Here is a 25,602-nt window from a genome sequence, read left to right as displayed (position 1 = left end):
AATTTTTGGCAAGGGAATTTGTGGATGAAAAATGTCAAAGCTTTTTTGATGAAGTGGCGCAAATTGCGTTTTCAAGAGAAACGCCGTAGGCTTCCACGACACGTCCATACACTCGCTCAAATAAAAATTGACGAAATCAAGATTTGTGGTGTTAAAGGAATAATTCTTGATTTAGATAACACTATTATTTCTGAAGATGATCGCTACCTATCTCCTTGTGCAGAAGATTGGATTCAACAAGCAAAGTTAGCCGGATTGCAATTTTTTATCCTCTCAAATGGGAAACGTCGCTATCGCGTCAAATATTGGTCTCATCGTCTTGATATTCCAGCGCTCAGTCCAGCGAAAAAACCCTTTCGCCCTGCATTTCGACATGCAATAGCTTATATGCGGTTACCAGCAAAACATGTACTCGTCATTGGTGATAGTTTACATACTGATTTTGTAGGATCACTGCTTTGTGGATGTGGTTACATGCAAGTTGCCAGCCTACCGCACCCACCCCGATGGTGGGAAAAACTTGCTGGTAAATGGGTGCAGATACCTTATCCATCTGGAGGAGAACTTTGGGATTTTGACGGAGCTGCTGGCTATGAAAGCTTCTTATAAATTGCTCTTTTTCTGAAAAAATATTACCTTGTAAAGTGACTAAATTTTTACCATGAATAATCAGATAGTTTTTAGTTTACTAGTTCTAATCACAGTAGGGTTAAATACACTTGCTCAAAATCTCTTGAAACTAGGAGCAGGACAAAATCCGTTAAATATCTATTTACTAGGAGGAATTTGTACTTATGGTCTGAGTACGATTTTTTACGTTTTGGTTTTAGGAAAGCTGAATTTATCTGTTGCCTATCCAGTAGTAATAGGCTTAACAATTATATTCACAATGATCACTGGCGCTGTAATTTTGCGAGAAAAAATCTTAGTTTTGCAATGGTTAGGAGCTGGTTTGATGTTGAGTGGGATCGGGGCAATTGCTTTAGGTAAGCATTGACTAGTAGTGCAAGTCAAAAGTCAAAAGTTAACACTGAGCGACTTGCCTTGACTTGTACTGAGCATCTCGACTTGCGGACATGGAACCGTAGCCGAAGTAGCGCAGTCGAAAGGAGTCGAAGTGTCACGCATTCACGCATAATTGTATTTCGGGCCTTTGCCCCATTTGAAATGGTATATTTATTTCCACCGTGTTGTACTAGTGTTTTAATAATAGTAAGTTATTTAACAATACCTTCGTTAATTGACGAGGGTGAGTTGATGGTGCTTGAAATATTAGCTCCCTTTTCTCTGAGACTTGGCAAAACAATAAGTTCTAAAAATTCCTTTAAGGTTTCCCACAAGGTTTTTTTAACGTATTGACCACAGTATGAGGGTTTGAGATGACAAACTACCTTTTAAGTGAAACGCTTATGTATGGTTGATTTTGCCGATTTTGCCAAAGGTATTGATTTAAGTAAAAGAGCCAAAACGTAAAACCCTTTATCGTAAGAATACTAATAAACTACACTTAACTCATCACATTGATTTGAAGCAATTACTTGATTCCTTGTGCCGAAAGTTGGATTTAAATAAGATGTGCAGTACTGATTACTGTAGTGTCATAAAAAGGAAATAAAATTATGATTAAAATTTTAAACCAGAGATGGTCAAGATATTATCTATCTGTTTTAATAGTGATTATTTTAGGTGTTTTCCTACGTTTTTTTGTGTTGGCGAAACAGAGTCTTTGGTATGATGAGGGTTTGACCTTAACTCTTTCTGATGCCTCGACACTTCAAGAGAGCATTGCGAAAGTAAGCTCCGTAGGAAATAGTGATAGATTTCAACCACTATACTTTATAGTTCTATTTTTGTGGCGTCAGATATTTGGTGAAAGTGAATTTGCCCTTCGCTCACTCTCTGTTGTTTTAGGAATTGGCTCAACTATCATTATATTCTTTACTGCTTTGCGAGTATATGGAAAAAAGCATGCTTTCTGGTCTTTGCTAATCCTGACATTCAGTTCTTTCTGTGTATACTACAGCCAAGAAGCAAGAATTTATGCCTTAGCAATGTTTATAGCTTCACTTCAACTATATTTCTTCAGCACGGCATTAGTTAAAAATAAAGATAATCAAGGTATTTCAATATGGCTATTCAGTATTTTTACTGCCATAGGAATTTTTACTAATATTAACTTCTGCTTTTCCACTATAGCTCTATGTCTTTCTCATCTTGCCATCTATAGAAAATTAAACCAATGGCTGCAATGGTGGCTTCCTGCTGCGTTTTTATCTTTACCGTCAGTTTTATATTACCTGACTTTACCTGGAGCTACTGATCCGGAAAGCATTACAGTTTCTCGCTTGGGATTCCCCATAATTCAAAATATTATTTTTGTGCTACATGGAATTTTAGTGGGGACAACCTATGGGCCTTCAATGGAGCAGTTGCGAGGCGATGATAAAGTACAGGTTGTGCTTCGTTACTGGCCTCACATACTTTTATTGGTGATTGTCGGTAGTGTAATTTTTCTGGCTTTCATAAAAGTTTTATTGAGACACAAAAAAAATAACAGAGAGCAGCATCCTGATTACTTCTTTGCTTCTGTTGTTGTCATGGCATTTTTACTAGGATTGCTCTTAGCTATAGTTACCAAATTTAATTGGGTACCGCGTCACTCTTATTTTCTTTGGTTCCCACTTGCTATGCTTATCCCATCAACTTTGAGGCAAAGACCTGGTATTACTCCAAAGCGTTACGGAGTGTCTCATTTGGCTCAAATTGCTGTTATATCTCTGATAGTTCTGAATATTTATTCTCTTTGTAACTACTACTTTAATGATGACTATCAAAAAGATGACTACCGTTCTACCGTTCAGTACCTTATAAAAAATCAATCACCTTCTACAAAATCTGTAGTTTTATTTGGTAATCCCAGATTATTTAAATACTATGGTGACACTCTAACTGTGGATGGGCAAAATTTGGGTAATCAGTTAAGAAAGGGCATTACTGATGAAAATTTTGCAGAAAAGATTGAAAAATTAACAAATAGTGCGGACATAGTTTTGCTCGTAGTTAATCGTGAACATCTATTTCCTAAAGGATTGATTCAAAAAGAGATGAGCGATTTGTATAACCTGGATTCTCAAGTTAATTTTGCATATTTCAAAATCTATCGTTTTCCCAGGAAGAAAAATTGAATTGGAGATTGGACATTTTGAAGTTATGCAGTGCGAAACAGGCTTGCTCTAGTGGGGGACTACCCGTTGAGTATAGTAAAATATTGCCGCAGGTAACTGTCTGTCGCCTCTAGGACTTAATCTTTGTGGGTGATCTCCTCAGTTGCTACTACACTCAATTAATCGATCATGCAACCACCCATTACAGTTGGCACTGTCTTGCAAAACCGTTATCGCATAATTCAAATTCTTGGACAAGGAGGATTTGGTAGAACCTATCTGGCAGAAGACCAGAGGCGCTTTAACGAACTTTGCGCGATCAAGGAATTGATTTCAACAGCAACGGAGGCTTTGGCTTGGGAGAAAGCACAAGAGCTTTTTCACCGAGAAGCTGCCATTTTATATCAAATTGAACACCCACAAGTCCCTAAATTCCGGGAAAGATTTGAGCAAGACCAACGTTTATTTTTGGTGGAGGACTACGTTGCAGGTCAAACGTACCAAGCTCTGCTGGCTGAACGTCAAGCTGTAGGTCAAACTTTCACAGAGTCTGAAGTATTGAAGTTGATAAAGTTGTTGTTGCCTGTTTTAGAGCATATTCACAGTCGAGGGATTATTCACCGAGATATCTCGCCAGAAAATATTATTTTGCGAGATAGTGACGCTAAACCTGTGTTAATTGACTTTGGGGTGGTAAAGGAACTGGCAACTCGTTTACGATCGCCAGAGAGTGCAATGCCAGAAACCACTGTGGGAAAATTAGGCTACTCTCCTAGTGAACAAATGCAAACAGGGGGAGCTTATCCTAGCAGTGACTTGTATGCATTAGCAGTGAGTGCAATTGTTTTGCTGACTGGTAAAGAACCAAGGGATCTATTTGACGAAAACCAAGTAACTTGGAATTGGCAACGGTGGGCAACAGTTAATCCTCGATTTGCTGTAGTGTTGAATCGAATGTTGAATCATATACCGAGCGATCGCTATCAAAGTGCTGCTAGTGTATCTCAAGCACTACAATCTTTAGAGCAGCAAGTCAATCTTCCTCCCTTGAATGCGTCTAACTTGCAAACAATCGCTGTTGGTCGCCGTCCTGACTCAGTACCACCAGCAGCTTCGCCCAAGAAACAACCCGCTCCTGTGATTCCACCAAGTTCCCCTAGTTCACTCTTGGATAATCCATTAGCGATCGCAGCAATTGGCATCGCTGTAGTGATCATAGCCGGATTCGGTTCTTGGGCGCTGGTAAGTTCCATCCGCAGTCAGTCGAAAACAGCAAATGAGACGCTTCCACAAAATTTCCCTTCACCAGTTATTTCTGGTGGTACTACATTCACATCCACACCCACCACTGAGGAACCTATTATATCTAGTAGGCGGCTCAATCTTAAAGCATCTAACCCAACCACGGTTGCAGATACTCTCAAAACAAATCAAATCATCCGGTATACTTTTTTTGGGCAGGAAGGTGACAATTTAACTACGTTTATTGACCCAGGAAGCAGCGTTTTGCTAACAGTCTTCAGTCCCAATCAACAACCAATTGATCAGGATGTCCAACAAGTAACATCATATAAAGGCACATTGCTGGTTACTGGTAGATATACTATTGAGTTAACACTGGTTCCAGGAGTTGCCGAAAGCAGTTACAACCTCAATGTTGCATTAGAAACACCAACAAAACCAACATTTACAGAGACACCCACTCCAATTCCAACAGAGACACCCACTCCAATTCCAACAGAAACACCCTTCCCAATTCCAACAGAGACACCCTTCCCAATTCCAACAGAGACACCCTTCCCAATTCCAACAGAGACACCCACTCCAATTCCAACAGAGACACCCTTCCCAATTCCAACAGAGACACCTACCCCAATTCCGACCACTGGTGAAACGCCAAGTTTTCCGCCAGCTGATGGAACACAACCATTTTCTGGCCAAAGAAATTAATGTTAAACACACTACTGATTACTGGAACTGATACCGAAGCGGGTAAAACTGTTTTAACAACAGCCCTAGCAGCCTATTGGCAAAAATATTACCCGCAGCGTAGCTGGGGAATCATGAAACCGATTCAATCAGGGATTGGCGATCGCGAGTGGTATCAAAAGCTATTTGCACTAGAACAATCCGCAGAAGAAATTACACCTTTGTACTTTCAAGCACCTTTGGCCCCTCCCATAGCAGCAGCGCGAGAAAATCGCCAAGTAGATTTAGCAGTAGTTTGGCAAGCTTTGTCTAAACTGCGATCGCAACGTGATTTTGTGCTTGTAGAAGCCTTGGGTGGATTAGGTTCGCCAGTAACCGAGGAATTAACCGTAGCCGATTTAGCGGGAGAATGGCGTTTACCAACAGTATTAATAGTGCCAGTGAGATTGGGTGCGATCGCTCAAGCAGTGGCGAACGTAGCATTAGCTAGACAATCGCGCATCAATCTTAAAGGCATTGTTTTAAACTGCGTACAACCTCGAACCGATGCAGAAATAGCCGACTGGACACCACAGCAATTGATTCAATCACTCACTAACACACCAGTTTTAGGCTGCTTACCCTATTTAGATAACCTGACTGATTTAGATAAACTTGCTCAAGTAGCATCAGATTTAGATTGGGAAACACTGACACTTTAAATCTTGTTATTACCAACATCTTTATAAAAAACTCCACGCCACTTGCGGGATGGAGTTTTTGGGCATGGGGAATGGGGCATAGGGGAGGCAGTGACGGGTACGCAGGGGTCTCCCCAAGTGGAGCAACTGCCGTCATGGGGAAGAAATTACCAATGCCCAATGCCCCAAGCGGCGGGGCGGCTGTCCCTCTCCACGCCACTTGCGGGATGGAGTTTCCCGCCGCTTTCGATAAATCTTTGCTTCGTTGCCATCCCGCCTTGGAATAAATTCCAAGGCTAATAGCTAAAGTCCTCTCAAGAGGACTAAATAGAAGATTTTAAGTAATGTAAATAGCAATACTCTGTAAAAGCAAAAATTTGAGTCCACTTGAGTGGACTTGAGCTATTAGCCCGGAACTTCAGTTCTGGGCGGGATATCAGTCAGGGTTACACTTTGACTTTTACAAAAATGTGGGTAACGACAAGCACTTTAAATTGGGCATTGGGAACTTGTACTGAGCGTTCGCGTAGCGTCTCGTAGAGAAGCCGAAGTATTGGGCATTAATTTTCTTCCCATGTTGCATGTCCCATTCCCTACAATAAACTAAGTTAGCTGCCTAAGTTAGCTGTACTTAAACTAGCTTGTCTTTATAATGGTTTCCACCTTTCCCAATCCTTCTTCTGTTGATCTATCTCGCATCCGACTTTCAATCCGTTCATTGCAACCGCAATTAGTAGAGTGGCGACGGCGATTGCATCAACAACCAGAGTTGGGTTTTCAAGAAAAACTGACGGCTGAGTTTGTATCACAAAAGCTGCAAGAATGGGGAATTGACCACCAAACTGGCATTGCCCAAACTGGCATTGTTGCCACCATCAAAGGTAACAAACCCCTCACTCCTCAAGTTTTAGCGATTCGGGCAGATATGGATGCTTTGCCAATCCAAGAACTCAACGAAGTGCCGTACAAATCGCAGCATAATGGAGTGATGCACGCTTGTGGACATGATGGACATACTGCGATCGCATTAGGTACAGCTTATTATCTCCAACAGCATCGCCAAGACTTCTCTGGTACTGTGAAAATTATCTTCCAGCCAGCAGAAGAATCACCAGGAGGCGCAAAGCCGATGATTGAAGCTGGAGTTTTGAAAAATCCTGATGTTGACGCAATTATTGGTTTGCACTTGTGGAATAATTTGCCCTTGGGAACAGTGGGTGTACGGGCTGGGGCGTTGATGGCAGCTGTGGAGTGCTTTAACTGCACAATTTTGGGCAAAGGTGGACATGGCGCACTACCCCATCAAACTGTGGATTCAGTTGTAGTTGCTGCCCAAATTGTAAATGCCTTGCAAACCATTGTCGCTCGGAATGTGAATCCCATTGATTCAGCAGTGGTGACAGTGGGCGAACTTCATGCTGGAACCAAGCGGAATGTGATTGCTGATACAGCGAGAATGAGTGCCACTGTCAGGTATTTTAATCCTAGTTTGAAAGGCTTTTTCAACCAGCGTGTCGAGCAGATTATTGCTGGAATTTGTCAAAGTCATGGTGCGAGTTATGACTTAGAATACTGGTCACTTTATCCACCAGTAATTAATGATATGAAGATGGCGGAATTGGTGCGAACTGTAGCAGAAGAAGTGGTAGAAACCCCGTTGGGTATTGTGCCAGAATGCCAAACTATGGCTGCTGAAGATATGTCATTTTTCTTGCAAGAGGTTCCTGGTTGCTATTTCTTTTTAGGTTCTGCGAATCCAGAGAAAGACTTGGCGTATCCCCATCATCATCCCCGGTTTGATTTTGACGAAACGGCGTTGGGAATGGGTGTGGAAATATTTGTGAGATGCGTGGAGAAGTTTTTTAGTTGAGTGGGTGTAAACTAGATGTTTTTAATCAAGCTAAATTTACTTGAATTTTTATGAAAAATAACTATATAAAAAACCGGAGTTTTTACCTCCGGCTTTATCACTTTATAGTTGTTCGACACCCAATACGGTTTGGTTAACGTATTTATTCATCGAAGATCCCCCCAACCCCTCCCCGCTTGCGGGGAGGGGAGACAAAGCGTAGCTTTGGCGGGGTGGGGTTCTTATTTTGGATTCATGCAAGAAGTCTAAATGAAGCAATTCCCTTGACTTTGGGATTGCCGCGCAACTCTTAGAGACGCTGCGCGAACGCTCGCTTTTGACTAAGTACTAAGTCGGACATGATATCATTGGTTGATTATCTCAGAGAGTTATATTAATTTTTGCATATAGCCATTCTCCTGTGGATGCGATGCCTACGGCGGGCTATTCGGCGTCGCACCTGGAAAATGTGTGTTATAAAACAATACGCTTGGCTTTGTGAAAAATTGCTTTGTTGGGTTAAGCAAAGCGCAACCCAATAAAGTTACCCAACATCAAGCCTCGATATTTCCGAACCCATTTTACGGTGACGTGTACTAAGTCTTTTTTAGGTGCAGGCTTCCCACTGGCGGCATATTTAGCAACTGCTGCTTATGGCGAGTTATCAGCCTGGAACTCGGTGTTTTGTCCGAACTATGCTTGCAAGACAAAATCTGATGCAGCCAGAGTTGGCGCACCAGTTAGAGTTGCAAATAAACCACCACTGCCAAAACCAGCTGCGTTGCCATTAGGGTTGTAGAACAACTGTCCACTCACGGGATCGTAGACAATTTTTGCTGTGCTAGTCCCCGCTAAATTAGTGACTTCAAAATCACTCAAGTTATTAAAACCCGTTCCCGCAGCAGAGGTAATGGCACTAAAAGTAGTTTGATCCAGTACAATCTTGTCAGCTTGGGAACTGTTGAAGTCAGTAATGGCATCTTCACCAATAGCAGTCAGGGCAAAAGCAGCATCGGTGTTGTAAAGGAATCTGTCAGCACCTACACCACCAACGAAAATATCATTGTCTACACCACCCACAAGAGTATCATTGCCGAATCCACCGATGAGAATATCATCGCCTGACCCGCCCCGCAACAGGTCATTGCCACTCAAGCCATTAATGATGTCATTACCTCCTTGACCATTAATCACATCATTGGAATTATCAAAACCTGCGATGTTATTGTTTAATTCATTAAGGAAGGTGACGGTGTTTTTGTTGAAAATGCTGGTTTGAGTCGAGTTGGCATTAATTACATCAAAGCTGTCGGTGATGCTGGTTTGCCCATCAAACAAGATATTGCCAATCGCTCCTTGTGAAGAATTTGCTGGCAGGTTATCCAGATTTTCTAAGAGGAAGTTTTGCAGAGTGACCTTGGTGTTAGCCACATTTTCAAAGGTGACTTCTAAGTTGTTGCCTTTTTGAGTTAGTTGCAGATTTTCGGCAGTCAAGCCCGAACCTATAAATTGCAGTGTATCAACATTGGCAATTACTGCCGACGATGGGTTTGAGCCTTCACCAACGCCACAAAAATCGGTGATAGTGCCATTGCCATCGCCAGAGCGAAATACAAACTTATCTTGACCACCGTTGCCTGTCAGGGTATCGTTAGCAGTTAACCCATCAATGTTGTTGCTAGGTGTGCCAAAGAAGGTATCTGCACCAGGAGTTCCAGTCAGGTTGCCAGAGGTGCCACCACTGCCCAGATTTGTCCCCCCAAACACTACATAGCTTTGCCCAGCATATCTGATGCCGTTGGGGGAGGCATAATATGCCCCAATAATCAGGTCGTCAATGCCATCGTTGTTGATGTCCCCTGCATTGCTGACTGAGGTGCTTGAAGAGTCAAATTCTGCAATGCCGTTAATTATAAAGCCATTAGTGCCATTCAAATCAGAGGGGTTGAGGGTGCCGCCACTGCCCAGATTTGTCCCCCCAAACACTACATAGCTTTGCCCAGCATATCCGACGCCGCTGCGGGAGGCAAAGGGTGCCCCAATAATCAGGTCGTCAATGCCATCGTTGTTGATGTCCCCCGCATTGCTGACTAAGGTGCCTGAAAAGTCATATGGTGCAATGCCGTTAATTATAAAGCCATTAGTGCCATTCAAATCAGAGAGGTTGAGGCTGCCGCCACTGCCCAGATTTGTCCCCCCAAACACTACATAGCTTTGCCCAGCATATCCGACGCCGCTGCGGGAGGCAACAGATGCCACGATAATCAGGTCGTCAAGACCGTCACCGTTGATGTCCCCCCCATTGCTGACTAAGCCGCCTGAAGAGTCACCCCCATCAATGCCGTTAATTATAAAGCCATTAGTGCCATTCAAATCAGAGAGGTTGAGGCTGCCGCCACTGCCCAGATTCGTCCCCCCAAACACTACATAGCTTTGCCCAGCCTTAGAGGTGTCCTCGCCGGCATAATATGCCCCAATAATCAGGTCGTCAAGACCGTCACCGTTGATGTCCCCCCCATTGCTGACTGAGCGGCCTGAATAGTCATATGCTGCAATGCCGTTAATGAAAAAGCCATTAGTGCCATTCAAATCAGAGAGGTTGAGGCTGCCGCCACTGCCCAGATTTGTCCCCCCAAACACTACATAGCTTTGCCCAGCCCCAGGGTTGCCGTTGGGGGAGGCATAATATGCCCCAATAATCAGGTCGTCAATGCCATCGTTGTTGATGTCTCCTGCATTGCTGACTGAAATGCCTGAATTGTTATATGCTGCAATGCCGTTAATTATAAAGCCATTAGTGCCATTCAAATCAGAGAGGTTGAGGCTGCCGCCACTGCCCAGATTTGTCCCCCCAAACACTACATAGCTTTGCCCAGCACTAGAGATGCGGTTGGGGGGGCAAAGGGTACCCCAATAATCAGGTCGTCAATGCCATCGTTGTTGATGTCCCCTGCATTGCTGACTGAGTCGCCTGAATAGCCTGAATAGTTATATGCTGCAATGCCGTTAATTATAAAGCCATTAGTGCCATTCAAATCAGAGAGATTGAGGCTGCCGCCACTGCCCAGATTTGTCCCCCCAAACACTACGTAGCTTTGCCCAGCCCCAGAGTTGCCGTTGGGGTCGGCACCGGGTGCCCCAATAATCAGGTCGTCAATGCCATCGTTGTTGATGTCCCCTGCATTGCTGACTGAGTTGCCTGAAAAGTCACCTTCTGCAATGCCGTTAATGAAAAAGCCATTAGTGCCATTCAAATCAGAGAGGTTAAGGAAATTGAATAATGAATTAGCCATAATTACCTCTCCCACATGTGGTTATTAAATAGTTATTGACTGCGTAGTTAATATATCAACTCGGAAAAAGATAAATCAAGGGTTTATACAAAACATCCCACTTTTTTACAAAGCATTCCAAAATAGGTACGCCCTAAACCTCTCTTTTGATCTCATCCATCCCTAGTGAAGAACTCGATTAACGACCCAATACCAATACTCCATAATTCCCGTAGCACCTCGTAGCGTGTCTTGTAGCACAGAGTTGATCTTTGGTGGTTTGATCGGTTGGTGCGATGCCTAACGGCGGGCTACGCCTACGCTAAAGTTGTTTTTTGAAATCTCGTTTCTAGGTAAAACCTGGAAATGCTTTTGAGCGAGGCGGAACCTTATAGTAGGCATTACAGCTATTTTCAGGTAAATAGACCACGCGGTAGGGGTTTAGCAATGCTCATACGTGTCAACTTAAGCCCAAACACTCAATTCTCCGTAGTTTTAGATCCCCCAACCCCCGATAAATTGGGGGCACTCGATTCTAATTCCCCCCTTTTTAAGGGGGGTTAGGGGGGATCAAAAGTTTAGGGTGCTAATAGAGAGAACCCCAAAGACTTACGCTGTATGGTTCTAAGCTTAAGTTGACACCAATGAGCAATGCTAAACCCCTACGACAGATGTAGTTAAAATATATGATTTCTGCTGTAAGAGTTTGTTATAACCGTTAAATTGCTTAAATCTTCTGATGAATATCTAAGCATTGTCAAGAGGCTAGGTGTAATTATGGTAAAGTTAAAGTCAATTTTAGGAAGTGCTATATAAAGTTTTCGTGTCACCGATAGCGTAACCCTACGGGGAGGCAAGCTAGCAAGAGCGTCTCCAAGAGTTGGGTTAGTAAATCTTGTGTGCAACACGCTCTTGTGTTCGAGGATGACAGGCGATCGTAAACATCGCGCTCTTTTTAGAGATTGTATTGAGGAACTAAACCCAACATTGGGGCGTTTGTTGACTAAAATTTGAGTTCAACACAACTTAAACTACAGCGTTAGTAACAAAAATAACGACTTTAGTAACCAAAATGATTATTTGGTAACGAAAATTCTGATGTTTGTAACGAAAATAATGACTTGAATAACCAAAATGGTTATTTAATCACCAAAATTATAATGTTTGTAACAAAAAGAATTATTTTACTAACCAAAATGATTATTTTGTAACGAAAATAACGATTTTCGTTACAAAAATGGTATGTTGTAACGAAAATTGCGACTTGATATCATGTCCGCTTGATTGCTTATTAAACCCGAAGAACCCCACCCCGCAAAAGCTACGCTTTCGCTCCCCTCCCCGCAAGCGGGGAGGGGTTGGGGGTGGGGTTCTTTTATTATGGGTAACTTGGCGGACATGATATGAGTTACTAAAGTCGCAATGTTTATAACTAAAATCAGGGGCTAATGTTCAGAGAACATCACGCTTTGCCAGATATTGGTACATCTGCCAACGTGCATCTACCTCAGCTTGCGCTTGTTCTAACAAGTGCTTGGCTACTTCGGGTTTGCTCTTGGTAAGCATCTTGAAGCGATTTTCTTGATACATCGAATGTTCTACAGATTGCTGAGGCGATCGCATATCCAATTGCAATGGATTTTTACCCTGGAGGAGCAACTCTGGATTATGCCGATACAGCAACCAACGACCTGATTCTACCAAAGTTTTCTGATGATTCATCCCTGTGGTCATATTAATGCCGTGGGCTATGCAGTGGCTGTAAGCAATAATTATTGATGGGCCATCATAAGCTTCTGCTTCCAGAAATGCTTTCAGGGTATGTTCATCTCTAGCGCCAAGGGCTACACTCGCTACGTAGACATTTCCGTAGGTCATGGCAATCATCCCCAAGTCTTTCTTCGGTGCTGGCTTACCACTGGCGGCATATTTCGCAACTGCGGCTCGTGGCGTAGCTTTAGAAGATTGACCGCCTGTATTAGAATACACTTCTGTATCCATCACCAAAATATTCACATTTCGACCACTAGCAATTACATGATCGATGCCGCCAAAGTCAATATCATAAGCCCAACCGTCACCGCCAACAATCCAGACGCTTTTTCTCACCAAGTAATCGGCAAGGGATTTTAGATTTTGGATTTTGGATTTTAGATTAGGATCGAAAGTTACGATTTCATCTAACTTCTGCTGCAACAGTTCTATCCTTTCGCGCTGTTCCCAAATATCAGCCTCAGATTTTTGTTCAGCTTTCAGGATTGACTGAATTAAATCATCAGGAATTATTGATTGATGAATTTCCCCATTCTCCAGTACAGACGCGATTAATCGCGTCTGTACCGATTCCCCACTCCCTAACTGCTGCAACAATTCCGCCGCAAACTCAGCTTGTTTGTCGAGAGAAAGACGGAAGCCGAAACCGAATTCGGCGTTATCTTCAAATAAATTATTAGACCACGCGGGGCCGCGTCCTTGGGCGTTGGTTGTCCAAGGAGTTGTGGGGAGATTCCCACCATAAATTGAGGAGCAACCTGTAGCATTGGCGATGACGGCGCGATCGCCAAACAATTGTGTTAATAATTTTAAGTAAGGGGTTTCACCACAACCTGCACAAGCACCAGAGAATTCAAATAAAGGTTCTTGCAGTTGTTGTTGGCGAATCTGGTTTAATTTTAGCGATCGCCTGTCAGGATTAGGTAAACTCAAGAAGAAATCCCAATTTTTCCGCTCTTGTTCGCGCAATGGCAACTGCTGTGCCATATTAATTGCTTTCCGCAATGGCTCAGATTTATCTTTAGCAGGGCAAATATTTACACAAATAGTGCATCCTGTGCAATCTTCTGGGGCAACTTGAATGGTAAATTTTTGATTGGCAAAGTCTTTATCTTTTGCACCAGTTGACTTGAAGGTTCCTGGTGCATTGACTAACTCATCCGCTTGATAAGCCTTTGCCCGGATGGCACTATGGGGACAAACCATCACGCACTTACCACATTGAACGCAGACATCCGGCTCCCACACAGGTATCTCTTCGGCAACGTTACGTTTTTCCCACTTGGCAGTACCTACCGGAAACGTGCCATCAACAGGTAATGTGCTAACAGGTAAGTCATCACCTTCCCACACCATGATTTTGCCCAGAACTTCTTGCACAAATTCGGGAGCGGAGAGAGACGCGATTAATCGCGTCTGTACAAATTTGGTAGAGATGCGATTAATTGCGTCTGTGGGGATTGTTTGGGGGACATCTACTTTATGCAAGTTGTCTAAGGTGTTGTCTACAGCTTGCAAGTTCATGCGGACAACTTCTGCGCCTTTTTTACCATAAGTTTTGTCAATCGCTTGTTTGATTTTAGCGATCGCTTCTTCCTCTGGCAAGACACCCGCTAAGGCAAAGAAGCATACCTGCATAATAGTGTTAATTCTGCCACCCATGCCACTGTCGCGGGCAACCTGGCTAGCATTAATCACATATAACTTCAAATGCTTTTCGATAATTTGCTGCTGCACCTTCAACGGCAGATTTTCCCAAACGATATCTGCATCATAAGGACTGTTAAGCAGCAAAGTCGCCCCAGGAATAGCAGCCTTCAAAACATCTATGCGTTCCAGAAATCCCCAGTGATGACAACCAATAAAGTTGGCTTGGTCAATCAAGTAAGTAGAACGAATTGGTTTTGGCCCAAAGCGTAGGTGAGAAACAGTCATCGAGCCAGATTTCTTGGAATCATAGACAAAGTAGCCTTGGGCGTAATTATCGGTTTCTTCACCAATAATCTTGATGGAGTTTTTGTTAGCCCCAACAGTGCCATCAGCACCCAGCCCATAGAACATTGCCCGAACAACATTATCCGATTCTGTAGAGAAATTAGGATCAAAGCTCAAGGAAGTATGACTAACGTCGTCATTAATCCCAATAGTAAAGTGATTTTTCGGTTTAGCTTGAGCAAGGTTGTCAAAAATGCCCTTCACCATCGCCGGAGTAAATTCTTTAGAAGAAAGACCGTAACGCCCACCAATGATTTTAGGCAGAGGGGCAGGGGGCAGGGAGCAGAGGGGAGGATGTTCTCCCCTGCCCCCAGCTAAGAGCTCCCCTGCTTCTTCTCCCCACGCTTCATGGATAGCAGCTACAACATCCAAATACAAAGGTTCCCCAGCGCTACCTGCTTCTTTGGTGCGGTCGAGAACTGCGATCGCTTGTACACTAGTTGGTAATACTGCAACAAACTTTTGGACATCAAAGGGGCGGTAAAGTCGCACTTTCACTACGCCAAGTTTTTCACCACGGGCGTTAAGGTAATCGACTGTTTCGTGGACGGTTTCACAGCCTGAACCCATAAGAACGATAACGCGCGAGGCATCGTTAGCGCCGTAATATTCATAAATTTTATAATGCCTTCCCGTGCGTTCTCCAAATTCATCCATGATGCGCTGGACAATTTCTGGACAGGCGTTGTAATAAGGGTTAGCGCCTTCACGTCCTTGGAAGTAAACATCGGGGTTTTGAGCAGTCCCCCGCAATACTGGACGATCTGGGGTGAGCGCACGGCTGCGGTGGGCGAGTATAAGGTTATCGTGAATTAGCGATCGCAAATCGTCATCTGAGAGCAATTTGACCTTCTGCACTTCATGTGATGTGCGGAAGCCGTCAAAGAAGTGCATAAACGAGACTCGCGTCTCCAGCGTAGCAGCATGGGCAATGAGAGCAAAATCTTGACTTTCCTGCACCGAAGCGGAACACAGCAGGGCGAAACCAGTAGCACGGGCTGCCATCACGTCGCTATGGTCGCCAAAAATTGATAACGCATGGGTAGCCAGGGAACGAGCGGCAACGTGAACCACAGCGCTAGTCAGTTCACCAGCAATTTTGTAGAAGTTGGGTATCATCAACAATAATCCCTGAGATGCCGTGAAGGTGGTACTCAAGGAACCTGTTTGTAATGCCCCATGCACAGCACCGGCTGCTCCTCCCTCGCTCTGCATTTGCACAACACTGGGAACAGTACCCCAGAGGTTGGGACGACTTTCTGCTGACCAAGCATCTGCCCATTCACCCATTGCTGAAGAGGGGGTGATGGGATAAATGGCAATCACTTCATTTAATTTATAAGCAACACGGGCAACAGCCTCATTCCCGTCGATGGTTGCAAAGGTTTTGTTCATAATATGATTTTTGTCCCCGCCTTTAAGCTGCATTATCAGAACATGTGAATCTAAGAATCAGAAATAGCCAGTACTAGAAAGTAAGTGTATTATCTGCATTAAAGATTTATCGGTAGGATTTACTCCGTGTTTAAAGGATAGTTTGTTGATAGCTTTAGGCTCTTAGATTAACTTTCGATCAATACTGCATTTATTAATATCTCATCTGCAATACTGCATCTATTAATATGTATTAATAATGTACTCAATGACCAAAGCCTTTATTTGATAACACTTTAAAACAATTTATTCTTTTTTGTGGGGTATAGGGTCGGGAACAATACTGCTCGGTTAAAAAAATTGGTAGGTCGGTTGAAGGTCACAGAAGAGGAAAGGGGGCAGTTCTTGCTGGGAGCAGGGGGAGAACCCCATAAATAAATTTAGGGGCAAGAAAACGGACGCATTATTTATCGTGCCACTTTCCGCTCGAAATAAATATTTTTGCTTTTGAGCATAAATAAATTTACTTGCTCTAAAACCCGAATGGCAGGGGAATTCCAGAATCTTTCTCCCCTGCTCCCTGCTCCCTGCTCCCCTGCCTCTTTGGTCATGAAACCCAACAAAGCCCTGAAAATGTTACGTCTACATTTCTCAAAGGAAACTATGTTGAAGTTATGTTTTAAGCAAAACCTACGTAGTATTGGGATATTTTGTACAATGGTCAAATATCACTTTCAATCGCATAGCAACAGAAGTCAGATGGCAATAAAAATTACATCGTTAATCGCCGATTTCCATAGCATTGACTCAAATCATCCTCAATCGCCTCAATAATCGCGATCGCCTCAGTGATTGATTAGACCTCTTGCAAAAGTCGAACATCCGCCCGAAAATTTATTTTCGGGCTAATAGCTCAAGTCGGTTTAAACCGACTAATAACAATAATTTTAGTCCGTTTAAACGGACTTTTGCTATAAGAGAGGGACTTGAGTCCCTGGCGGATCAAGGATTTTCGCAAGAGGTTTATTTTGCATCGGCAGCTAAAAGTGTAAAAGCTCGCTCAACCCGTTGTTGATAGTCAGTAGGGCAAATAGCAAACCTATTAGCGACTGCGTTGGCGTAGCCCGCCGCAGGCATCGCCCCTTTTTCATTTAACAGGTAATCTTCGTTGAGCGCGAATAAAACCTGATTCATACACGCCACACTGCGGAAACAACAACCTGCTGCGTAAACAACATCATCGCGTGCGTTGGCGCAGCCCGCCGCAGGCATCGCCTTTTTTGCGACCAACAGCCAGAAACTTATTTCCCAAGCGAAAGTATCAATAGTTGCCTGTTTCAGCCCAACTGGATAAAGCTCTGTTTTTACCTTCAAAGCCTCTAAAACACCATCAGGGTCGTAAAGTGCCTGACAAATAGCAATTTCCCCCATATAAATAGAGGACACAAACCCATGAGGATGTCCTGGTTGATAATCAATAGTAATGCGTCCGATATGGCAATCATCAATGACACGATTGACCTTCGCCAAATCGCGATAGAGAAAATCTACACCTACACCTTGAACCTGTAGCCAACCGCCACCGTTAATCCACTTTCCCCATTCCCCAATCGCAGTAATCAAATTTACGCGATGGTTATCATCAAGCTCACACGCGAGTCGATTTAAAGCAATTAAATCGGGCGGGTTTTCTGGATTGTAATAAATTCCCAAATCCACATCTGACTTTAGGGTATGGTTGCCCCGTGCCCGTGAACCACCCAGTGCGATCGCTGTAATTCCCTCAATTGACCGCAAACTTGAAACAATATGGTTAATGAATTGGGGCGATTCCTTATTCATAGAGCGATTGTTGGATTCCATCGCTGGTCATTATATATTTTAAAAGCATCATCCCATTAGGGCCAATACAGTTCAGTTAGCGGCAAAAACCATAAACTGCGTAGGTTGGGTGGAGGAACGAAACCCAACATTTTCGCGGGTTTGTTGGGTTTCACTACGTTCCACCCAACCTACGATTATCCTTAACCCAAGCGTATTGCCATTAGGGCAGCTACCAGTTATATTGTGTCCGGTTAAAGACTTATTATTAAAACTGCAAGGGGGAGGAGAAGAAAGAGTTTTCAGGTTTTTCCACAGATGCGAGAATCATAACTAATTACTACGTAAGTTTTGCCTAAAAAATAATTTTGGTGTCGCACTATTGACCGAAAACGAAAAGGGTACAGAGCAAGTAAATTTATTTATGGAGAACAGAAAAAATGTATTTTGAGACGCAGAGCGCGTTCGCCTTTGGCGTCTCGTAGAGAGAAATACTACGTCATTATTACAGAGCAACTAAATTGATTTATGGGGATTAAAAATTATTGAATTTTGAATTTTGAATTTTGAATTTGGAGCGGAGCGACGTGACTCCCCACTCCCCCTGCCTCACCGATACAGCCAAACCCTTAGTAGCGAAAGCAGTTGCTCTGTATCTACAGGTTTGGTGATGTAGTCAGAGGCTCCAGCTTCGATGCACTTTTCGCGATCGCCTGGCATGGCTTTAGCAGTTAAAGCAATTATTGGTAATGAGCGAAACTGTTGTTGCTGGCGGATGGCGCGGGTAGTTTCATAACCATCCATTTCCGGCATCATGATGTCCATCAAAATTATATTAATCTCAGGATTAGCTTGCAGGCTCTCTATGCCATCTCTGCCATTTTCGGCAAACAGCACTTGCATTTGATAGCTTTCTAAAAAGCTGGTGAGGGCAAAAATATTTCGGAGGTCATCATCCACAATCAAAATTGTCCGATTAGCCAGCACCGGATCATTTTGGTGTAGTTGTTCTAGCATTTGCCGCTTTGGTGGGGGCAGATTTGCTTGCACCCGATGCAAAAACAGGGCAGTTTCGTCTAACAACCGCTCTGGCGATCGCACATTTTTAATAATAATTGTCTCTGCTAGTCCCCGCAGTTGTGTTTCTTCTTGTCGGCTGAGTTCTTTGCCGGTGTAAACAATGATCGGCAGTTTTAAAAGCCTGGGTTCAAGCTTTATTTGCTCAATTAGTGTAAAGCCGCTCATATCGGGCAGGCCGAGATCCAGTACCATACAATCAAAGTGATGCGATCGCAAAATCGAGAGGGCTTCTGCTCCCGTACCCACTGCTGTACTATGAACATCGCCATTACCGATCAGTTCGATAATACTTTGGGCTTGTACGGGGTCATCTTCTACGATGAGAAGATTTTTTACCTGACGCTCAATAAAGCCTTTTATTTCTGTCAATACTTGAGTTAGCGCTTCTGGAGAGACGGGTTTTTGTAGATAGGTAATCGCTCCTAGCTGTAATCCCCGTTGCTGTCTTTCATCAACAGAAAGTATATGTACTGGTATATGTCTGGTGTCTGGCTTATGCTTCAGACGATCTAGCACCGTCCAACCATCCATCTCTGGCATGTGGATATCTAGCATAATTGCATCGGGCTTAAACTCTTGCGCTAGTGCTAGACCTTGTTTGCTCTGTAAAGCAACAATGGTTTTAAAGCCCTGCTCACGGGCCATATCTAATAAGATACGGGCAAATTTATCATCATCCTCGATAATTAGCAAAATGCGATCGCCCGGTTGAATGATTTCCCGGTCATCTGGGATATCGTTGGGTAAGCTGACAAGGACTTTCGGCGACGGAGAGATGTCTTGAGTTGTGGGTCTGTTTTCGACTAGAGGCACTTCTTTTATAGTCGATAGTGCGTTAAGGGAGATGATTGACCCAGTAGGTGATGGAGTGAGAGTATTTTTACCTTTCCCTTCATGTCGCCAGGGCAGGTAGAGGGTGAAGATGCTTCCCTGCCCTGGTTGGCTGACTAGTTCAATTCTCCCGCCCAACAGTTGAGCTAGTTCGCGGCTAATGGACAAGCCCAAGCCTGTTCCGCCGTACTTGCGGCTGGTTGTGCCATCTGCCTGCTGGAATGCCTCGAAAATAATTTTTTGCTTCTCGTCTGGAATGCCTATACCCGTGTCGCTAACTGCAAAAGCAATCATGGGATTCTCAGCTTCGCCTGCCTTAGTTGCTATGCCAATTTGTAACTTCACGCCTCCTTGTTCGGTAAACTTAAAGGCATTAGCTAAAAGATTTTTCAGCACTTGTTGCAGACGTTTGGAGTCGTTATAAATTGTCAGTGGTAATTTTTCATCTCGTTCAATAGTAAAGCTGAGTTCTTTATTGTGGGCAACTTGCCGGAAAGTCTGCTCTAAAGATGTCTCCAAATCTGCAAGAGCAATTTGCTCAATATCGAGCGACATAGTACCCGACTCAATTTTTGCCAAGTCTAGAATGTCATTGATCAATTCCAGCAAATCAGTCCCAGCTGAGTAAATAGTCCGGCTGTACTCTACCTGTTTGTCGGTCAAGTTGTTAAGAGAGTTATCTGCTAGCAGCCTTGCTAAAATTAACAGGCTATTTAGCGGTGTCCGTAACTCGTGGGACATATTCGCCAGAAATTCCGACTTGTATTTGGAAGACAATTCCAGTTGTTCAGCTTTTTCTTCAAAAGACTGCCTCGCTCGCTCAACTTCCTGGTTCTTGCGGGCAACTTCCCGATTTTGAACTTCTAGCAATTCTGCCTTTTCTTCTAGCTCCTCATTTAGTTGCTGCAATTCCTCGTTAGACTGCTTGACAAGAAATTGCGATTCCTCTAACTCCTGCGCCTGTTCTTCCAGGCGTTGATTGCTCTGTTGTAGTTCTTCTTGCTGGTTTTGCAGTTCTTCTGTTAAAGCAACAGACTCTTCAAGGAGTCGCTGGGTTTGCAATTGTGAGGCGATGTTATTTAAAAATACACCCAGAATTTCACTCAATTGCTCTAAAAATGTCAGATGGAGATGGCTGAAAGGCCCAAATGATGCCAGTTCAATTACAGCACTCACCTGCGTCTCAAACAGTATAGGCAAGACAATAATATTTAGCGGTGGAGCTTCTCCCAACCCGGAACTAATACGGATATAGTCACTAGGAACTTCTGTTAGGAGGATTCTTTGTTTTTCTAAGGCACATTGTCCCACCAATCCCTCACCCAAACGAAACTGGTTTGCCAGATTTTTTCGCTCTTTGTAAGCATAGCTACTCAATAGTTTCAGTACAGGCTCGTTGTTTATTGAGTCCATGAAATAAAAAATGCCCTGCGATGCCCCAACCAGTGGTGCTAATTTTGACAAAATTAGGCCAGAGGCAGTTTCTAAATTTCGATGCCCTTGGAGCATCTGGGTAAATTCAGCTAAGTTAGACTTTAGCCAGTTTTGCTCGTCATTTTTTTTATTTGTGTTTCGCAGATTAATGATCATCTGATTGAAGGTGCGTGTCAATACACCAATTTCATCCTGGCGATCGCTATCTGGTAAACTCACCAATAAATCCCCATCCGCCATTTTTTCTGCCAAATCAGAAACTTGCTTTAGCGGTGCTGAGATATGTCTGGTCAGGATAAATCCGATCAAAGCTAAGATTAAAGAAAATAAGGGAATACTATATACAATGCTGGCGATCGTTTTTTGAGCAGCAGCTTGTGCCTGACCAGAGCGCTGTTTGAGGAGTTTATTTTCCTCAGTTTTCATCGCCTGGATAACTTTGCGGATATCAGCCATCAGTTGCTTGCCTCGGTCTGTCAGAACAACCTTCTGGGCAGCTTCAAAACTTTGGTTCTGACGCAAGTCAATGGTTTCTTTCAGTTCAGCCAGCTTTTGATCGATTAGTGACTGTAAAGTATCAAGCCGACTCTGTTGGTTGGGGTTATCTGCTGTTAACCTCTGAAGTTCGTTAACTTTTTGATTCAGTACTTGAATGGCAGCGTTATAAGGTTCTAAATAGCGCTGTTCTCCAGTAAGAATGTAACCACGTTGCCCAGTTTCAGCATTTGTCAGTTGCAAATTAAGGTCTTCAAGCTGACTTAACACCTGATAGGTATGGCTTTCTTTAGCTGAAGTTTGAATTAGATCATTGGTGCTTTGGTAAGAGATTAGACCAATAGTGGTCAGAGTTGCTAAACTCAAAGCAAAACTAATTCCAATTTTGGTTCCAATCTTCAAACTTTTCAACATTATTCCAGGCAGCTATTCCAATTATTTATATTTTTGGCACTATTCGGATTATGTTTTGGCTATACAAATCAATACTGTTCTAACTGTGGATACTGGTCATATCTCATAGAAATGGAAATGGGTTCAGAGCCAGAAATAGGTATAATTGGTTATGAAACTGCAATTTTACTATTTGAAACAGATATTATCTTACCCCAAGACGAGCCTGTTGCAACTTCAATTTCAGCTTGAGATAATCTTTTTAGCAAAAAGTCATTGGAGTATATTTGTCGCGGAATATTTTTTTGTAATGCTTAAACAGCTTTTAGGGCTGAGAAAAACTTTGGTAATGCTACCCAAAATTTGTAATTAGTAATCCCCTATGGTTAGGCATAAAGCACTATTATGGCATTTATAATTACTATAAAGTAAGGATTTTCTTGATTTTAATAATGGTTGCTTTAGCTCCCCATCCTGTATTTTATAATAAAACTCCGAATAGGTAAAATTAAGCTCATTCAAGCATAACTTCCATAGATGTTAAATAATCTAGCAATCCTAAATAATTCGTAAAAATATCTCTTTATTCTCTCTGCGTTCTCTGCGCCTCTGCGGTTCCTGATAAAAAAATTATTTTTCCCAAAACAAATCAGATAGGATTGCTATAGTGCATATTCCTGCTAGATATAACATCAATGCTATTACTAACCCAAAACTATTGACTAATAACCTGGCGATCGCTTCTACTCGCATTCACTAAAGATGAGCTATAGATACAAAATTTTTCAATTTTGTGACTCTCTAAAATAGCTCTTGCACCTGCCATGTAGATATCAGTACTCTTTAGGACTAATAAGTAATTGCCAAGGCTCACTTGATGTTCATAATATCTGGCTAGCTCCTCAGAAATTCCTAAACAAGTGTAGTTATCTTTGGAACTGCTGATATCTACCTCAGTAATACCATTCAGTGTGTTTGTATTTTTAGCAATCACCGAAACTTGAGCCATAGGAAAGCCAGCGATTTTTAGTTCAGTAAGTGCTTTTTCTGTATTTTGGCGCGTAGAAAAAACACCAACTGCATTTTTATAGCGACTATTTGGGGTGAAGTATGGCTCATAAATGCTCCACTGTTGAGTATCACGGCGATTAAAAACCCTCTTAGCAAGACGAATCTCTATATCTATGCCCGTTACTATTACCAAATAATAACCTTTGCAAATTAGATCGCTGTAACCCTGTGCTTGCTCTTTTGGAATTCCTAAACCTAGTAGTACACCATGTAAATCACCTGCGGTTGCATTGATCGCACCTCCTGTTAAAGTGGTAGCGATCGCAGTTGCTTCTGCTCCGGCTAGAATCACTCGTCCTATACCAGAAATTACCCACAGGACTAAACCGGGTAATAAGCCAGTAACACCGCCCAAAGCACTACTTGTAAAGGCTTCAGCATCTTCTAAGCATATATTATTGCCAGTGCTATCTTTAACTTCAGCACTAGCAATATCGCTTTCTTCTTCTGCATTCTGTGCAATTACAGAAACTTTGTGCATAGGAAAATTAGAAGCTTTTAGTTCCTGAAGTACCAATTGTGTATCGGAACACCTAGCGAAAACTCCTATAGTTGTTCGCTCTTTTTCTAACGTCATTTTATTGGTTTGTTGCCGATTGAAGGGATTCCCAAGAGGGTTAGCTGATATGAGGTAATTACACAGCTCGGCGAGTCACTAAACCCCAAAGGAAAATCAGTAGCATCGCGCCAAGAACAGCAAATAAAATGCTTCCAAGCGAGAAAGCTCCAGCAGATGCAGCGGCTGCCGAACCACTTCCTAGTAAAACTTGACCCAAATAACCCCCGACTACAGCTCCAAGTATTCCTAATATAATCGTAGAGAGAATACCGCCACCTTGGGTTCCTGGATAAAATAACTTAGCTAACGCACCTGCAATTAAACCCAAAACCAGCCAAGCAATAATGTTACCCATTGAATTTCTCCTTCGTTGAGAATCTTAATTTGTTTGCTTTTGACTATTTCATATTAAAGTTTTCCTGCAAAATTCCTGATCTATCTAGAGAACTAATATCAAAAATCTTTAGATATCATTTGAATATTCACTCCTTTGTCTTTGAGAATAAATATATAAATTTAGTAACAATAATCTATTTGGTATGGCAATAACACTTTTTTTGCTTGAACTATATAACCCAAGTTGCGGTTGGGCAAATTATGAGTGCTTTATCACCCTCGACTCAGGCGATGTCTGTAGTTTTTCCTAGTCTACGCACATAAAAAGTTGACTTTAAGTTACAGTTATGATATATGAGAGTCAACCCAAGATAGGAGTTTGAACTCGACTTGAGGATTATCCCTGTCCTAAAATATCGAGCAGAAAATTTTGTTTATTCAATTATTGACAGAATTCTACAAAAGCGGTAGGATTTGCTCACAACTCAGGAGTGAGGGCTATAGAAAGAGCTAGTTGATAAAGTTGGCGACGGGGAAGAGAGGTAAATTTTGCTAACTGACGGCTAGCTTGCGATCGAGATATCCCCTGACTAATTAACTGCTTCAATTCGGCTTTTAATTCCTCTTGTGTCAGTTGGGGCTGACTGGCTGGAATTCCCGCCACTACTAATGTATATTCACCTTGGGGTTCTCGTTGGGTGTAGTGAGCCATCGCCTCGGCAATTGTCCCCCGCCAAAATTCCTCATACAATTTAGTTAACTCCCGCCCTAACACAATTTGGCGATCGCTTCCCCAAACAAGAGCTAAGTCTTGTAAAGTATCTCGCAAACGGTGGGGCGATTCGTAGAAAATCAATGTGCGAGATTCTGTTTGCAGAGATTCTAAATGTTCTTGTCTCTGTTGAGTTTTAGCTGGGAGAAAGCCTTCAAAGACAAACCGATCTGTTGGTAATCCAGCTGCACTCAATGCAGTAATTGCTGCACTAGCACCAGGAATGGGAACTACTGCAATTCCTGCCTCAATACAGGCTTTCACCAGTTCATATCCAGGATCGGAAATTCCTGGCATCCCCGCATCACTCACAAGAGCGATCGCTTTATTGTTAACTAAATGCTCTAATAATTCTGGGATGCGGCTGGTACGATTGTGTTCGTGGTAACTCACCTGGGGAGTTTTAACTTGAAAATGCTGTAATAGTTTCCCAGTATGACGGGTGTCTTCCGCAGCAATGATATCTACAGTCTGTAAAATTCGCACCGCCCGAAAGGTTATATCTTCCAGATTGCCAATTGGTGTGCCGACAATGTAAAGTGTTCTTGGTTTTGGATCGGTTTGCATGAGGGAGAGGTAAAAGTTAGGAGTTTGTAGAGACGCGATTCATCGCGTCTGTGCAGGAGAGACAGGAGAGACGCGATGAATCGCGTCTGTGCAGGAGAGACAGGAGAGACGCGATGAATCGCGTCTGTGCAGGAGAGACAGGAGAGACGCGATGAATCGCGTCTGTGCAGGAGAGACAGGAGAGACGCGATGAATCGCGTCTGTGCA

14 protein-coding genes are annotated in these 25,602 nt (G+C 42.9%); 6 read left to right on the top strand and 8 right to left on the bottom strand.

Going from position 1 to position 25,602, the window contains the following annotated elements; genetic code table 11:
* Nucleotides 1–24 precede the first annotated feature (24 nt).
* From LC653_RS14795 to LC653_RS14770, 6 genes are all read left to right on the top strand, one after another.
* Nucleotides 25–609: a YqeG family HAD IIIA-type phosphatase gene (locus LC653_RS14795; protein ID WP_229495189.1), complete on the top strand. Its 585-nt coding sequence runs from the start codon at nt 25–27 to the stop codon at nt 607–609.
* A 52-nt stretch (nt 610–661) separates the two neighbouring features.
* The gene (locus LC653_RS14790) at nt 662–997 is read left to right on the top strand and encodes an SMR family transporter (protein WP_229495188.1); all 336 of its coding nucleotides are present in this window, start codon (nt 662–664) and stop codon (nt 995–997) included.
* A gap of 622 nt (nt 998–1,619) precedes the next feature.
* Complete coding sequence (locus tag LC653_RS14785) at nt 1,620–3,185, top strand: glycosyltransferase family 39 protein (protein WP_229495187.1); 1,566 nt, start codon at nt 1,620–1,622, stop codon at nt 3,183–3,185.
* 168 nt (nt 3,186–3,353) lie between these two features.
* Nucleotides 3,354–5,114 carry a serine/threonine-protein kinase gene (locus tag LC653_RS14780; RefSeq protein ID WP_229495186.1) on the top strand — a complete coding sequence of 587 codons (1,761 nt, stop codon included), beginning with the start codon at nt 3,354–3,356 and terminating at the stop codon, nt 5,112–5,114.
* Nucleotides 5,114–5,794, top strand: a complete 681-nt coding sequence (gene bioD / locus LC653_RS14775; RefSeq protein WP_229495185.1) for a dethiobiotin synthase — start codon at nt 5,114–5,116, stop codon at nt 5,792–5,794. The genes LC653_RS14780 and bioD overlap by 1 nt, the downstream gene beginning before the upstream one ends.
* Before the next feature lie 631 nt (nt 5,795–6,425).
* Nucleotides 6,426–7,643 carry a M20 family metallopeptidase gene (locus LC653_RS14770; protein WP_229495184.1) on the top strand — a complete coding sequence of 406 codons (1,218 nt, stop codon included), beginning with the start codon at nt 6,426–6,428 and terminating at the stop codon, nt 7,641–7,643.
* Between the two features lie 672 nt (nt 7,644–8,315).
* Here the strand turns inward: LC653_RS14770 and LC653_RS14765 are convergent.
* The 8 genes from LC653_RS14765 to rsmI form a co-directional block, all read right to left on the bottom strand.
* Nucleotides 8,316–10,481 carry a beta strand repeat-containing protein gene (locus LC653_RS14765; RefSeq protein WP_229495183.1) on the bottom strand — a complete coding sequence of 722 codons (2,166 nt, stop codon included), beginning with the start codon at nt 10,479–10,481 and terminating at the stop codon, nt 8,316–8,318.
* Nucleotides 10,481–10,915, bottom strand: a complete 435-nt coding sequence (locus LC653_RS14760) for an integrin alpha (protein WP_229495182.1) — start codon at nt 10,913–10,915, stop codon at nt 10,481–10,483. The genes LC653_RS14765 and LC653_RS14760 overlap by 1 nt, the downstream gene beginning before the upstream one ends.
* A 1,431-nt stretch (nt 10,916–12,346) precedes the next feature.
* Nucleotides 12,347–16,057, bottom strand: a complete 3,711-nt coding sequence (gene nifJ / locus LC653_RS14755; protein ID WP_229495181.1) for a pyruvate:ferredoxin (flavodoxin) oxidoreductase — start codon at nt 16,055–16,057, stop codon at nt 12,347–12,349.
* Nucleotides 16,058–17,059: 1,002 nt separating this feature from the next.
* Nucleotides 17,060–17,878: a nucleotidyltransferase domain-containing protein gene (locus LC653_RS14750; protein WP_229495180.1), complete on the bottom strand. Its 819-nt coding sequence runs from the start codon at nt 17,876–17,878 to the stop codon at nt 17,060–17,062.
* 588 nt (nt 17,879–18,466) lie between these two features.
* A complete protein-coding gene (locus LC653_RS14745) occupies nt 18,467–22,111 on the bottom strand; it encodes a response regulator (protein ID WP_229495179.1) in 3,645 nt (1,214 codons plus the stop codon).
* Nucleotides 22,112–22,805: 694 nt separating this feature from the next.
* Complete coding sequence (locus LC653_RS14740) at nt 22,806–23,738, bottom strand: general stress protein (protein ID WP_229495178.1); 933 nt, start codon at nt 23,736–23,738, stop codon at nt 22,806–22,808.
* 58 nt (nt 23,739–23,796) lie between these two features.
* The gene (locus LC653_RS14735; protein ID WP_229495177.1) at nt 23,797–24,075 is read right to left on the bottom strand and encodes a GlsB/YeaQ/YmgE family stress response membrane protein; all 279 of its coding nucleotides are present in this window, start codon (nt 24,073–24,075) and stop codon (nt 23,797–23,799) included.
* A gap of 459 nt (nt 24,076–24,534) precedes the next feature.
* Nucleotides 24,535–25,395: a 16S rRNA (cytidine(1402)-2'-O)-methyltransferase gene (rsmI, locus tag LC653_RS14730; RefSeq protein ID WP_229495176.1), complete on the bottom strand. Its 861-nt coding sequence runs from the start codon at nt 25,393–25,395 to the stop codon at nt 24,535–24,537.
* Nucleotides 25,396–25,602: the final 207 nt, after the last annotated feature.

This window comes from Nostoc mirabile CHAB5784, assembly GCF_020829645.1.
GTDB classification, from domain to species: Bacteria; Cyanobacteriota; Cyanobacteriia; order Cyanobacteriales; family Nostocaceae; genus Nostoc; species Nostoc mirabile.
Note: the sequence above shows the minus strand (reverse complement) of the source record. Positions and strands in the feature narration are given on the sequence as shown.